Genomic DNA, 13,330 nt, shown 5'->3' on the forward strand with positions numbered 1-13,330 from the left:
TCTGTGTCATCTTATGAGGGCGGTTGCGGATTTGAGGCTTACTTGATAAGTATCAAATCAAAGTACATTAGACGAGTCTTTAATGGCTTATCAGAAACAATACCTCTATATGATTTTTCCTGCTCTTCTGTACTGAACATAAAATCAAAACCATTCTTCTTATAAAAAGCTACAGGTACATCTTCATTATAGGCATCAACTACCAAATAACGACATCCCGTTTTATTATATGGTTCAACAAACCAGGACTTAATAAAGTCCAATACTTCTGTTCCTATATGAAGATGCTGAAATTTTGTTGAAATTCCCAATCTTCCTATAAGTACAGCAGGATATATCAAATCCTGTTTTATATGAGGAACATGCTTTCCAACCTTTTTCTTTCTCGCATTAGGCAAGTACTTCGTGAAAATACTGGCATTTGAGACCGTAAAAGCACATACAATATCAGCCTTTGATTCCTCAAGATAATAGCAGTAAGATTTACCAAACAAGTTTTCGGCATAAGACACTGCATCATTATGGAAGAATCCATCCAAGTCTTCATTGCCACATGAAAATGAAATAGATTCTTCCAAAATTTCTTTTGTCAATGGTGAAAACACCGTTTTGTCTGCAAGAAATCCCATAATACTAACTTTAAAATCTTGCTTTTGCCAAAATAGCCTTCATCTCAGCACGTTGCTTTGAGAAATCTATGCTACCACGCTTTTTCAATGTTTCTTCAGCTTTTTCTCTAAAAGCTAAAGCCTCATCACCTGTAAGCATAGGGATACCACTAATTGCTAATGCCATAATCTTATCTCCTATTATTTAGTTTATATAACTTGTCGCAAAAGTACGCCTTTTCTTCGAAACCACCAAGAAAATCGAAAGAAATCTGCAAATTATCAGCAAATTACCCCCAAATCAACAGTAAGCTATAAACTGCAAACTATTAATTGTAATCAACTATCCCCATGCGGTCCCATCCCGCACAACCACCTGGCGAGGGCTTTGATGCCCCGCCAACCTTATAGCGAAGCGGTTAAGAGCGACGGGGAGGAGCGGTTTCCTCTTCTTCCCTGAGGGTAGAAGACCGAGATGAGAGGTGGAGCCTTCTTTAATGGTAAAGAAGGACGGGTTGATTTTAGAACAACGGTAAGGAAGGACGGGTAGGTGATGTCACTGTTAGAAGTTAGTGCTATTCTTGAATATATATCCTTAGGGCTATAATATTACTAATCAAGGATGATTTCAGGAGTATACAAAGTTTCATCTCTGTATTTTGTTATTTCTTGTTCTTCATTCTCCTGAAGAAGTGCCATGTTCTGAAGATAAGTTTTTAATCAAGAATTCAATAAATTCATCCTTGACATTAGAGATTTCTCCCTTGTCAGCAATGGCCATTCTTATCTTACGAACACCACCACCAAGATCATCTCCAACAAGAGGATTCTTATAAATTTCATCTAACCAAGCACCATAGTCAGTCTTCAATGAATGATATTTTTTAGCCAAACGTTTAAACTGTCTCTTAAACTCAGGACCATATTCAATATGTACATTCATGTCAATCCTCCATTTCTAAATCTTTTAATAAATCCCTTGCATCAGGTAGTTTTCTTCCTTCCAACTTAGCAAGTTTCACTTCCTGCAAAGCTCTTGTCAAACTTTCCTTCACAAAAGCTTGCTGCTTCTGTGTTTTTGTCAAGATTGGTTCTTTTACAACCGTAGTTGACACAACACCACGAAGCATATTAATAGCCTTACGAATGTTTTGCAGAGGCTGGTTTGAATCTACCGTTACTAATATCTGTTCCATAATCTTCTCCTTTTAAACGTTTAAAGTCTTTTTGACTATGCAAAGATACATTATTCCCCTCACATCGCCAAACTTCTTACATGATTTTAACACAAACGATACGTAAACTGATCTATCTTTTTGCATTAATACCTAACATCATAATCAAGTCTCCTTTATATTGTTCATATATCTGCCAAAAAAATACGCTTTTTGATTGAAACCACCAAGAAAATAGCAGAAAATCTGAAAATTATCAGCAAATTACGCAATGCGCCATCCACCTTGTCCCTGCAGTCCCATCCCTTATAACCATTGGTTTTAGCAAGTCACCTCCAGCGGTCCCATCCCGCACAACCATTTTAGCAAGTCTTCTCCCTGCGGGTTCATCCCCGCTAAAACAACCCTGGCGAGGGCTCTGATGCCCCGCCAACCTTATAGCGAAGCGGTTAAGAGCGACGGGGAGGAGCGGTTTCCTCTTCTTCCCTGAGGGTAGAAGACCGAGATGAGAGGTGGAGCCTTCTTTAATGGTAAAGAAGGACGGGTTGATTTTAGAAAACCTTCTTATACCACTCCACCATAACCTTAGCCTTTTCCTCCCAGGAAAGCTCCATTTGTCTTTCCTTGCAATTCTCCGAAAGGAGCCTCAGCAAAGCCCTGTCCTTTTCAAGCTCATTGAGCAGATTGGCGAAATCACGAGCAGACTGGCTCGGAGAAGAAAGAGGAACCTTCCAACCAACCTTGTCATCAATAACAGCAGACATGCCGCAGGCATCAAAGCAAAGGACAGGTAAGCGATTGCTAACAGCCTCCAGCACAACAGTAGAAGTATCCTCGCTCACACTGGTGAAGAAGAAAAGCTGAGCCTTTCGCATCGCATTCATCACGACATCATTCGATTGATTACCATGCCATACCACTTTACCAGTAATACCCAAAGAGTCAGCATATGTTTTAGCAGCAGCTACCTGATCATCAGAACCACTACCATATACGTCCAATACAATACGAGGATTACCCGTCATGGCAATAGCCTGCAAAGCAAGAGGCAACTGCTTTCTAAAGTCAAACTTGCCAACCCACATTACATGAAACTCCTGATTGTCAAATCGCTCTGTAGGAATATCCTCAGATAAGAAACAACCAGTTTCTGGAATGACAACAGACTCCAACCCTTTATACTTCTTGATAGCACGATAAGAGTCAGGGATGGAACTAACCAGAACCTTAGCTGTCTTGAAAGCCTCACCTACCCTTTTATCATGCTTCAATTGCCAGATATTCAGAAAGTTCTTCAAGCGGTTGAATACTTTCATTTTCAAGCCAGCACCCTGCAGGTAAGCCGTAGGGAACTGTTTCAGTCCACCGATAGGTCCCCACACAAACGGCACACCATTCTCTTGCGACAATTTCCAGAGAAACCCCGGTTCACGGAATCCGATCATGTTGAGCTGATGCAACACATCCATCTTCTCCACCTTACAGATATCCTTTGCCAAGAGATACGTCTTCCACTGCCACTCCTTATAATATTTATAGAAGCGCCAGTCCCCCTGGTTCCAGCACATCTTCCTGATTTCCTCCGATACCGGATTATAATAGAAGTGCATGTTCTTCCCCTGTTCCAAGGTAGGCACCACCTCCTCTATCTTCTCCCGAAACTCCCCTTCGGTGATAATATATAGTTCACAGAACTTGGCGAGATTACTCACCCAGTTCCATGCCATTCCCGGCTCACTTCCCATACCAGGAGAGCAAGCGTATGCATTGATTAAGATTTTCATTTGGTTTTAAAATTTATTCTTACTCCTCCTCCACATTTGCTTCAGGACTCTCAAGATGAAAGCGAAGAGATGATGGGATTCAATATCCATATCCAATGAAAAAACACGGCGGAGCATATCCTTATCATAAACGATATGTGTATCAAGAGTCATTTTTACATCATTATCCACATTCTCTTCATGAATGATCTCTATCCACATCGGATGCATATTTTCCTTGATGTGATGCACCTTGACCAATCCACGCTTCTCCAATAGAAAGTGACTTCCATAACCATAGCAGGTTCGTAGAGAGGATAGAGAAGAATCTGAAGACAGTAGATATTCAGCTAAAGTCAGGAAATGATTATTGGGATAATAGATACGGGTAGAGAAATGTCCAAACTTAGTATAGGTCTGCAATCCATAATCAAAGGAAAGAAAGCACTTTTCATAAGAATTTAGATGGAAAGAAAGACATTCAGACTGTACACGCTCCATAAAGTTGTTGGCGATACTATCATCATTATCAAGATAAGTAGTTAGGCACAAATCACCATCATTCCATCCCTTCTGTTTCAAATCCTGCATCACCACCTGACGGAATATATCAGCAAACTGGTAAGAATATTCAGCCTTAACTCCGACAAACTTGATTTGAGAACAAAGCTTACGATAAGTCTTAATCCTCTCCCGATATACAGCAGGCGTATTTGCATCCACCAGCAAAATCCAGCTGAAATTCTGGCAGCTTTGATTTTTTACAGAAGGCAGACAAAATGTTTCAAAAAGAGCCATTCGCCTTTTAAGCCATTCCTCCCGATCTATAGCTGCCCCATTCTTATCTTCTATCCAGAGAGCTAAATTAAATCGAGTTAGTAGATAATGATAAATCATTTTCGTTCTCCTTAATGTAAAGTAACGTAAAAAAATACGCCTCTCTTTGTCTATTAATCTATTAAATTATACCTTTATAAATCAAAACAGCGGCTGGAAATGAGAATTCGTGATGAAGATAGCAGCCATGCACTTCATCATATCCAACGAATATAAACGTTCCTTAGTCATAGAATCACATATTGTCAGCCAACATTCTTTCATGCTCCCTGATTTCCTCTTCTGTAAATCTCATTTTGAGCAGTTTAGCAGGAATACCACCGATAATACTATAAGGAGGAAAGGATTTAGTGACAATAGCACCAGCAGCCACTACCGAACCATGCCCGATAGTGACACCTTTCAGGATAGTCACATTCGCACCACACCACACATCATCCTCGATGACGACAGGCAGGTCATATACATTCACCCCATCCACAAATTTCTCCTCTACGGTAACATCCATCATATACTTACCCAAAATGTCAATACGATGATCACCAGTGATGATTGTTGGTTTAGGACCGAAGAGCACCTTCTTACCAATAGTACATTCTGCATCCGTACAATAAATGGTACTCCCCTTAGGAATCGAAGTACCATCCCCTACCGAGAGGTTCCACAAACCCTTGAAATCCGAAGACATCGGACGGATATATACCCCCTTGCCACAGTGCTTCATGCACCGCTTCCATACAGGAGCCCACATCTTGTCCCAAAGATACGAAGGCACAAGACTTATCTTTTGTAATATCTGAAAAATATTCATAATGTCAAAACGTCACTATTAATCTTTTAATATCTCCTCATATAGTTTCTCTATGCTCTCATTCACCATAACAGGAGCAAACACCCTCTCTCCGAAGCTTTTAGAATCTTCAGCCATATTCCTGCGAAGCTTTGACGATTCCATCAACTTGCGAAGCTGCATGGTAAGCGCATCCACATCATCAAATGGGAAAGTGAGGCAGTTCCTTCCTTCTTCTATCACATCAGGCAGACCACCTACAGGAGTAGTTACCACAGCAATACCTCTTGCCCAGGCTTCCAACACCACCATAGGGAAACCCTCATGGCGAGAGCACATACAATAGATACTTGCTTTATTCCAAATATCATCTTTCTGCTTGCCAGTGATATAACCTGTAAAGGTGACGCTATCATCCAACCCCATATTATGAGCCATCGCCTGAAAGCGCTCCACTTCACCATTTCCCATGATGGTCACATGCCAGTCAGGGAAATCTGCTTTCAGATTCTTCCATGCCTTCAAGAGCAAATCGGGATGCTTGTTGTCGTTCAGAAAGGCAGCCATGACGATGCTCTTCTCTTTGATAGAATAATCCACGGCAGGAGTCGGAGCACAGGCATTATAGATAACAGCAGTCTTGGCTTTCACTGTAGGAAACCATTCTGCAAAACACTTCTGCCACTTCTTTGCCAGCAGCACCACACAATCAGCTCGGTTCAGAGACCATATAAACAATTTATTATGCGTATGATTCTCCAACTGATTCCCCATGTGGATATGCATGATAATCTTCTTTCTGCCAAGTAATGCTAATAAAAGCACAGGCATTTGAATAATCAGGCAAATCTTATCAGGCACCGTATGAAAATGGACAATATCATACTGCCATATCGTAAACAGTGCTTTGAAGTAAGCCTTCAACGCATACCACAATTTCACGCCATATCCTCTCTGTATCTGCGTTCCAAGCCATCCACAATGATACTTTTCCCAGAAAGGCATCGTCTTCATCAGGCACAGCACACTCGCCACGCCTCCACCACTCTGTTCGGCAGAGCCGACCATTAATACTTTACTCATGATTTAGATTTTCTCTGCCAATTTCAGTTGTTCATTTTCACTATTTGCTGCCATTCGTCGCTTTTCTATCATCTCTTTCCTCATTTCCTCTCTCCTTCTCTGTTCCATGATGTTTCTATTGGCATTCAGACACAGTGCTATCAGCATACAATATCCCATACCCTTACCTGAAAGCCAAGAAGAATCTGCAGTCTGCTCAATAGCAAGACAACAGAAAGTAATCATCGCTACACGATAATAGCGCATATCTGCAATAATATCAAAAGCAGCCAAACGACGCTTCCAGAACCAGCAGAAGAAAAATACACCTACAATACCAAACTGCGCTAAAGTTGGATAATAAGCATCACAGATAAAACCTCCACCTTCATCCAATCCCCAGATACCATTTAAATTATACTTATAATATAAAGGAGAATAAAATTTCCAGGCACCATTACATGCAAAAGATCCCATGCCAGAACCGAATGGCAAATAATCCCATAGGATTTGTAACGAAGTTTTATAAGTCATAGGACGAGCTAATTCATCGTTGCTCAATCCAGAAACATAATAAGCATCAAATTTTGTCCATGTTATCATCAAAATGATAGTTATCATCAATGCTACATATACCATAGTTTTTGGTGATTTGAAATTCAAACGCTGTTTAACATAAAACACAAACGCAATAAAACAAACGACCTCACCCATGAATTTAAATTTAGGTGCTAACATACCGGTTAAAACTAACAAAAGAGCAATATTTCGGTTTCGTTTAGTCTCTTTAGTAAAAAGATACCACGACATACCTGTACATATAGCAAGTTGACCAAGAACTGGGAATTCTGCTTCAACCTGAGCATCTAAGGTCTGCGGATGATAGATAATCCAAGAGAATAAAGTTATGACCATTGTACTTAACATCCATTTCTTTTGCTTCTTTGTAAAGCGAGGATTCAATATCCATGTACAAAAAATAATAGTATATGGACGAATTTCTTGCATCAAATCAAGCCAAACTCCTCCAGCTACATTTGCACCAAATAGCAGCGAGTAAACAGTGTAAAAAGCAATTAGGCCTATACAAACAGTAAACTCTTTCCATGGACGCCTGTTAATGCTGCGATTATTATACTTCATAAAAGTATAAACCAACAATATTCCAGTCATTACCTCATCGATGCTGGAAAAACCAGGAAGATCATTGTATGCAATACAAGTTGGGAAATAGATAATCCAATAAATCGTAAAAAAGCGAGAAATATCTTTCATAACTTCATAGTAAATTACTTCCAGTATATCGAATAAAAATCATGTTTAGGCACTTGCTGCTCTTTAGGCGGAAGTTTCATATAGTCACCATATTCACTACGCAAGTATGCATCTATCCCCTTAACTGCCATGAATTCACGACCTTCAAATGTTATTAGCTGAAAACCAGCCCATATAGAACGTTCCATAATTTCTCCTAAAGATACATTCACATCGCATATCAGCCCAACATATTTAGATCGTACTTTAGAATGCATCATCGCCATATCTATATTTTTCAAAGCCAAAGAATGAACAGAAAAAGGCAAAGATACCAACTTAAGAAAACAAACAACGATTTTTTTCCACCAAGTTTTTACTATAGAGAGTTCTCTGTATTTTGCCTTTCTAAATAGCCAATTCCACTTAAAGCTTTTAAAGTACGCTACGCTATCCTCATAAGTATCACATAAATCATCTATTGGAAACACATCAATGCTCACGCCTAAATTTTTCGTATTGCCACCTTCGATTACAATGGTTCTGGTATCCTCTACCTTACCAAAACCGATATGAACATCCTTATCCAATCGGCATTCTGTAAACTTATAAATATCATTTTTATACTCTTGCATGAATCTTTCATAATCTGGGCGAAGCATAGCGATATCAATATCATCATCCCATGGTATATATCCACCATGACGTACTGCTCCCAACAATGTTCCGTATGCTAAAGTATATTTTATGTCATGTTTCATACAGAAATCATGCACGTTTTGCAAAATATCCAGTTGAATAGTTCGCAATTCATCATTTTTAATTTCTTTCATGATTTTGACTTAATTTGTTTTCTACTTCCTTTAATTCTTCAGGTGTATCAATCTCATAGATACCCTCTATTTCTCTCACATGAATATCCAGTTCTGGATAAATATCAAGTACCATGTTATCCCAATAAAGATTGGTATAATCCTTAGTAGCATACACTTCTTCCATGTGAGAAATAATCTTCTGGCAATCCTCTTTCTTCCAATAGGAAATGCCGCTCATGAGAAAGCCTTCACCAGCACCGATGTTGATTTTCACAAGGCGGTTGCTATCATCTACATCTAATCCCCATTCATTCTCATATTTCTTTTTACGAGCAAAATAGGTAGATTGAGATACTTCGGACAGAAGAACATTCTTATCCATATACACATCGCCTTCCAAAACGTATGTATCATGGAAACGCTCTTTCACAATATAGAGAGAATTAATATTGTTGCAGGTATCATATCTGTTATTAAATATGATATCCACCCCATATCTATCTTTCAGATATGCTAAAGATTCAGCCTTATATCCGGAAATCAAAGTGATATCATCTATCCCCTTTTCTTTCAGGAACTGAATTTGACGTTCCACCATCGGAACACCATTCACCGCCACCAGACATTTCGGGCGGTCATTGGTTAAAGGGCGCAGGCGTGTTCCCATGCCTGCAGCCAATATAATTGCATTCATATTCAGATTATTTTTTCTTTCGAGATACCAAAGTAGCCACAGCTACACCTGCAACCACTAAGATGGAACCAACGATAATATTCACAGATAATGTACTGCCTACTATGATGAAGGTAAATACCACTGCCCAGAAAGAATAGGTAACATTCAGACAAAGCGCCTTGGCTGCACCTATCAGGTCAATGGCAGTGTACCAGCAGAAGAATGAAATCATACCAATCAGTGCTGTAAAGAACAGAGTCAACCAGCAAGCAGTGTCAGAGAATACAGCACATGTACCAGTCACTAAATTTTCGTATCCTCCCACCATAATGGGTGCTACCAATAAGATATAGACAATACCAGAAGTCAACTCTCGGATAAGCAAAGCCATCTGGGGATCCACATTACCAGCCTTCATTCCATATCCACAGACCACACCTTCAGTTGCCCATCCAATAGCTGCGACTGCTGCCAGCATAATACCACCGACAATGTTGACATCTGTATCACCAGCAGGTGTATAACCAATGTAGATAATGCCCAAGATACATATCAGCAATCCGAGCCACCCGCGAAGACGCACTTTCTCTTTAAGTATCACCATTGCCATAGCCGAACCTAAAAGCGGATAGCAGGCAGTCACTGTAGCTGTCAAAGCAGCACCACCTTTGGCGATAGCTAACATATAGAAAGTCATGGCAAGCGGACCACCAAACAAAGCTCCCAAAGCACAGAACAATCCGTCTTTTGATTTAAATGCTGGCCACAGTTCTTTCAGTCGGCCTTTACATCCCATGATGATCAACATCCATAAAGATGCAAAGGCATCATGGAGCATACTGCAGATAAAAGTTCCACCAATCAGAAGAACCGGGTTTTCTACAAAAGGAGCCATTGCCATAGCCACACCTATCAAAACCGTGTCCAAGCCCCATGTCATACCAGAGAGAACACCCGTAGTATAACCTTTGCGCATGAGCGCAGATGTGTTTGCTTTCATTATAATTCTATTTTCTTTAAGTTTTCTATTGCACGATTATATCTATCTCTTCCGTATGTACCAAAGTCATCCCCTTGTGCTTCCTTGATAACCGTCCATACGGTCCAAAGATAGTCCATCAGTATTTGGTAAACCAAAATTTTTCTTCTTGCATTTTCTGGTTCCTTTCCTTCAAAGTAATGGTTGAGAAAATAGTCCTGATTGTCCTCTGTGAAGTTGTTTTCCAGGAACAAAGCGGCTATATCCCACATCGGATCATTCATACCAGAATACTCCCAGTCGATAAGATAGATAGTACCATCCTCAGCCTTCAGGAAGTTCTCTGCCACGAGGTCATTATGACACGGTTTGATAGAAACGCCCAACTGGTTGAGGTAATCTTCCAACTTAAAAACCTTTTCCCTGACAGGTTCATAACCATCATACATCTTTCCGTCTGCAATCCTCAGAAGATGCTCATAGTTGAGAATTTCCTTGAATACATTAAACTCATTACCAAAACGGACGTGTGAGTGATGAAGGGTTTTAAAGATGGTAGCTATCTTCTGCATATTGGAAGGGCGCTGGATAGTAGCACCATTCAGTGTTTCGGCATTCTTCACATAATCAGCCAACTTGATACCAGTAGTTGCATTGAAGTATCTTACAGGAGGATTGATACCCATCTTGCACGCCTGCATGGAATTCTGTTCCTCATTGCTGCGCACCACCATACCTTCAGAACCATTACCTGGCACACGAAGAACATACTCATGAATACCTTTTACCACCTTGAAGTTCTTGTTGGACATACCTCCAATTTGTGTAATATTCACCTCATTTCTGATCTGGTCATGAGGGAAAATTTCACTGAGATAGGCCACAAGATTATCATAGTCAAAAGGATTTTCCTTTCTTCTTAACTTTGGATAGATGTAATTGCAAAGCTTATTGAAATCATCCTCACAATCCACATCGCCCCAAATCAGATTGGTAAAGCGGATATAAGGACGTTCCAATACATCCGTTGAATCCAGCAACAGATATTCATAATTGAGATAAGGATTATTGCTGTGCTTCCATTTCAACATCATCCTGTCGAAGGTAGGCTTAGATATCTTTGCAATACCTAAAAGTTCACCCTCGAAGTTACAAATCTGATGGCGGTCTTTACTCACCTTGGTGATATACCCCTTCTTGGTTTCAACAAAGGCTTCATCTCCGCTACCCGACTCTTCAGTGATGGCAAAGCAATTCTCATTATCAGTCTCCGACAAAGCTTTCAGTACCTTATATTCATAGAAGGTATCACCCTCTACCAGCAGGAAGTCATCCTGGATATAAGGAGCAGCGCAAGCTAAGGAGCCCATGGAGGAAGTAAACTTATAATCAGGATTCAAAACGAGATGAACATGATCCGAAGCATACTTCTGATATAAAGGAGCTTGCCCCCCTACTATGAGATAGATGTTGGTATAGTCGAGGGCTGTCAACGCTTCAATGGTTCTGTCCATCAAACACACGTTATCATGATAAGCTTTCAATGGATAAGGAACAGATGTATCCTTATCTTGTCTTGCAGATAAAATTACGGCTGTTTTCATTAGATTCCGAAATAGAGTGACATGGTGAAAAATGACTTATTCTTGTAGGGATTAAGGATGTAGCTGGCACTTACAGGCAATTTATAATTTCCAAACTTGAATGCCGTATTATACTTGGCATTGATATTAACTACATTAAATCCACTTTGATAGTCAGTATAAAAACTCTTATTTAGGTTGGCACCGATGCAGAGTGCCATGCTGTTGTTGTCATTGAAGGAATAGGTGTACCCTACTTCTGCGTATGAGGAATACATCTGCTTTCCGTCCTCATTCTTATCAGCACCAAAGACATAAGTAGAAAGTGTTACCCACAAAGGAATCTTCTCACCAGTCCATGTGGCATAAGCTTCCACCCAATGTCCTGTGCTGCGATTGCTCAATTTAAAATATCCATCCTTCTCACCTACCGCAGAAGGATAATAGTAATCAGATACCCCCACAGTAAACTCGCTCACGGTATAAGACACACCTAAATCCACCTCCTGATGGCTTCCATTCACCGCATAGGCACCCATGGCAAAGGCATTAAAGCCCTTATAGCCATAGCCAATCATCGGGAATACCGTAGGAGCAGTACCATATTCTATACCTCGCCACATATACTTGGTACTTAACTCTAAAGATGCAGAGAAAGGAGAAGCAACCTTTGTACTATCATTTGCAAACAAACTTGGTATTAAAACAACCAAGGAAACAACTAATATAAAAAATCTTTTCATTTCTTAAATATTGATTCATAAACTTCTAAGTATTTCAGTGCAGTCACAGAAACATCATAATGTGATTTCACATATTGATAGGCATCATCAACCTGTTTGTCATTTCTTCCATTTAGAATGAACTGCTTTATCTTTTCTGCGCAATCTTTCACCATTTTATTTTCAAACGACATTCCTAATCTCCCTCCATCAATAATCTCAAGAGGTCCCTCAATATTGCTAACTAAAACAGGAACCTTTGCAGCAATTGCTTCCGCCACAGTTAACCCAAATCCTTCATATCTGGAGGGTTGAATGAAGAGGTCATAATTACACAAGTTTTGATATACCCACGATTGATCTTTTAAACCCTCAAAAACAACTTCATTTTCAAGATGTAAATTTTGTACCATACTTTTTAGCATATCCTCACTTTCACCGTTCCCAACAAAATGCATCTTGAAATTCGTAAAACCGTCATTGTTTTTCAAGACACCTAATGCGTTAAGAAGGATATCCTGCCCTTTTTGTTCTATATACAAACGGCTCACTTGAACAAAATGAAGCTTGCCATCAGAAAAAGGATCAACTTTAGTATGAACTATTCTACTCACAGGAATACCATTATCAGCAACCACAGAGTCAAAACCTTGATTTAAAGTAAACTCATAAACAGCTTTAGATATAGAAATGAGTTTATCATATTTCGGATACTCATCACTTACATTATGAGTGTTATGTATAGTTCTTACTCGCTTACCAAAAGGATAAATTACAAGATTAATCAAATGATGAGCATGAGTATGAATAACATCCGGTCTGAATTTCATCAAGAACAAATTGAGTTTAATAATAGGCCAAGGACTCTTACTCCCTTCATGCCTATTTATCAATACGACCTTCACTCTTTCTTGATTCACCTTTGCAAGGATCGAAGGTTCCACCCAATCATTGATAATGATCAATTCCACTTCGTTCGTCTTTGCCTGTTCGTTTACAATATCAGGAAGCATCGTTTCAATACCTCCAGTCCCAAGTGACCAATGAATATGTGCTATTTTCATCT

At 39.7% G+C, this 13,330-nt stretch carries 15 protein-coding genes; all 15 read right to left on the bottom strand.

What is annotated here, in order from left to right; all coding sequences use genetic code 11:
- Nucleotides 1-38 precede the first annotated feature (38 nt).
- The 15 genes from DW917_RS09075 to DW917_RS09140 all read right to left on the bottom strand — a co-directional run bounded on the left by DW917_RS09075 (nt 39) and on the right by DW917_RS09140 (nt 13,328).
- Nucleotides 39-629, bottom strand: coding sequence for a GNAT family N-acetyltransferase (locus DW917_RS09075; protein ID WP_118117991.1), 591 nt, complete (start codon nt 627-629; stop codon nt 39-41).
- Nucleotides 630-639: 10 nt separating this feature from the next.
- Nucleotides 640-795 (bottom strand): hypothetical protein, encoded by a 156-nt coding sequence (locus tag DW917_RS17525; protein WP_199545526.1) that lies wholly within the window; start codon nt 793-795, stop codon nt 640-642.
- 489 nt (nt 796-1,284) lie between these two features.
- On the bottom strand, nt 1,285-1,551 hold the full coding sequence (locus tag DW917_RS09080) for a hypothetical protein (protein ID WP_118117993.1): 267 nt from the start codon (nt 1,549-1,551) through the stop codon (nt 1,285-1,287).
- A gap of 1 nt (nt 1,552) precedes the next feature.
- Complete coding sequence (locus tag DW917_RS09085) at nt 1,553-1,804, bottom strand: hypothetical protein (protein WP_118117995.1); 252 nt, start codon at nt 1,802-1,804, stop codon at nt 1,553-1,555.
- Between the two features lie 530 nt (nt 1,805-2,334).
- A complete protein-coding gene (locus tag DW917_RS09090; protein WP_118117997.1) occupies nt 2,335-3,567 on the bottom strand; it encodes a glycosyltransferase family 4 protein in 1,233 nt (410 codons plus the stop codon).
- Nucleotides 3,568-3,573: 6 nt separating this feature from the next.
- Nucleotides 3,574-4,443: a glycosyltransferase gene (locus DW917_RS09095; RefSeq protein ID WP_118118000.1), complete on the bottom strand. Its 870-nt coding sequence runs from the start codon at nt 4,441-4,443 to the stop codon at nt 3,574-3,576.
- A gap of 175 nt (nt 4,444-4,618) precedes the next feature.
- The gene (locus DW917_RS09100; protein ID WP_199545528.1) at nt 4,619-5,194 is read right to left on the bottom strand and encodes a DapH/DapD/GlmU-related protein; all 576 of its coding nucleotides are present in this window, start codon (nt 5,192-5,194) and stop codon (nt 4,619-4,621) included.
- An 18-nt stretch (nt 5,195-5,212) separates the two neighbouring features.
- Nucleotides 5,213-6,256 (bottom strand): glycosyltransferase family 4 protein, encoded by a 1,044-nt coding sequence (locus DW917_RS09105; RefSeq protein ID WP_118118002.1) that lies wholly within the window; start codon nt 6,254-6,256, stop codon nt 5,213-5,215.
- A gap of 3 nt (nt 6,257-6,259) precedes the next feature.
- Nucleotides 6,260-7,510 (bottom strand): hypothetical protein, encoded by a 1,251-nt coding sequence (locus tag DW917_RS09110; protein WP_118118004.1) that lies wholly within the window; start codon nt 7,508-7,510, stop codon nt 6,260-6,262.
- Nucleotides 7,511-7,524: 14 nt separating this feature from the next.
- Nucleotides 7,525-8,322, bottom strand: coding sequence for a phosphorylcholine transferase LicD (locus DW917_RS09115; protein ID WP_118118006.1), 798 nt, complete (start codon nt 8,320-8,322; stop codon nt 7,525-7,527).
- Nucleotides 8,309-8,998: a sugar phosphate nucleotidyltransferase gene (locus DW917_RS09120; protein ID WP_118118008.1), complete on the bottom strand. Its 690-nt coding sequence runs from the start codon at nt 8,996-8,998 to the stop codon at nt 8,309-8,311. The genes DW917_RS09115 and DW917_RS09120 overlap by 14 nt, the downstream gene beginning before the upstream one ends.
- A 7-nt stretch (nt 8,999-9,005) precedes the next feature.
- Complete coding sequence (locus DW917_RS09125; protein WP_118118009.1) at nt 9,006-9,980, bottom strand: DMT family transporter; 975 nt, start codon at nt 9,978-9,980, stop codon at nt 9,006-9,008.
- Nucleotides 9,980-11,563, bottom strand: coding sequence for a phosphotransferase (locus DW917_RS09130; protein ID WP_118118011.1), 1,584 nt, complete (start codon nt 11,561-11,563; stop codon nt 9,980-9,982). The genes DW917_RS09125 and DW917_RS09130 overlap by 1 nt, the downstream gene beginning before the upstream one ends.
- The gene (locus DW917_RS09135) at nt 11,563-12,285 is read right to left on the bottom strand and encodes a hypothetical protein (protein WP_147344151.1); all 723 of its coding nucleotides are present in this window, start codon (nt 12,283-12,285) and stop codon (nt 11,563-11,565) included. Before DW917_RS09135 ends, DW917_RS09130 begins: the two co-directional genes overlap by 1 nt.
- Nucleotides 12,282-13,328 (bottom strand): glycosyltransferase family 4 protein, encoded by a 1,047-nt coding sequence (locus tag DW917_RS09140; protein ID WP_118118015.1) that lies wholly within the window; start codon nt 13,326-13,328, stop codon nt 12,282-12,284. The genes DW917_RS09135 and DW917_RS09140 overlap by 4 nt, the downstream gene beginning before the upstream one ends.
- Between the last annotated feature and the right edge of the window lie 2 nt (nt 13,329-13,330).

Source organism: Prevotella sp. AM42-24, assembly GCF_003461825.1.
In the GTDB taxonomy this organism is placed as follows: domain Bacteria; phylum Bacteroidota; class Bacteroidia; order Bacteroidales; family Bacteroidaceae; genus Prevotella; species Prevotella hominis.

Excerpts from the sequence above, each read along its gene's own strand:
- DW917_RS09075 (WP_118117991.1), bottom strand. The coding sequence starts at position 629 with ATGGGATTTCTTGCAGACAAAACGGTGTTTTCACCATTGACAAAAGAA.
- DW917_RS17525 (WP_199545526.1), bottom strand. The coding sequence starts at position 795 with ATGGCATTAGCAATTAGTGGTATCCCTATGCTTACAGGTGATGAGGCT.
- DW917_RS09080 (WP_118117993.1), bottom strand. The coding sequence starts at position 1,551 with ATGAATGTACATATTGAATATGGTCCTGAGTTTAAGAGACAGTTTAAA.
- DW917_RS09085 (WP_118117995.1), bottom strand. The coding sequence starts at position 1,804 with ATGGAACAGATATTAGTAACGGTAGATTCAAACCAGCCTCTGCAAAAC.
- DW917_RS09090 (WP_118117997.1), bottom strand. The coding sequence starts at position 3,567 with ATGAAAATCTTAATCAATGCATACGCTTGCTCTCCTGGTATGGGAAGT.
- DW917_RS09095 (WP_118118000.1), bottom strand. The coding sequence starts at position 4,443 with ATGATTTATCATTATCTACTAACTCGATTTAATTTAGCTCTCTGGATA.
- DW917_RS09100 (WP_199545528.1), bottom strand. The coding sequence starts at position 5,194 with ATGAATATTTTTCAGATATTACAAAAGATAAGTCTTGTGCCTTCGTAT.
- DW917_RS09105 (WP_118118002.1), bottom strand. The coding sequence starts at position 6,256 with ATGAGTAAAGTATTAATGGTCGGCTCTGCCGAACAGAGTGGTGGAGGC.
- DW917_RS09110 (WP_118118004.1), bottom strand. The coding sequence starts at position 7,510 with ATGAAAGATATTTCTCGCTTTTTTACGATTTATTGGATTATCTATTTC.
- DW917_RS09115 (WP_118118006.1), bottom strand. The coding sequence starts at position 8,322 with ATGAAAGAAATTAAAAATGATGAATTGCGAACTATTCAACTGGATATT.
- DW917_RS09120 (WP_118118008.1), bottom strand. The coding sequence starts at position 8,998 with ATGAATGCAATTATATTGGCTGCAGGCATGGGAACACGCCTGCGCCCT.
- DW917_RS09125 (WP_118118009.1), bottom strand. The coding sequence starts at position 9,980 with ATGAAAGCAAACACATCTGCGCTCATGCGCAAAGGTTATACTACGGGT.
- DW917_RS09130 (WP_118118011.1), bottom strand. The coding sequence starts at position 11,563 with ATGAAAACAGCCGTAATTTTATCTGCAAGACAAGATAAGGATACATCT.
- DW917_RS09135 (WP_147344151.1), bottom strand. The coding sequence starts at position 12,285 with ATGAAAAGATTTTTTATATTAGTTGTTTCCTTGGTTGTTTTAATACCA.
- DW917_RS09140 (WP_118118015.1), bottom strand. The coding sequence starts at position 13,328 with ATGAAAATAGCACATATTCATTGGTCACTTGGGACTGGAGGTATTGAA.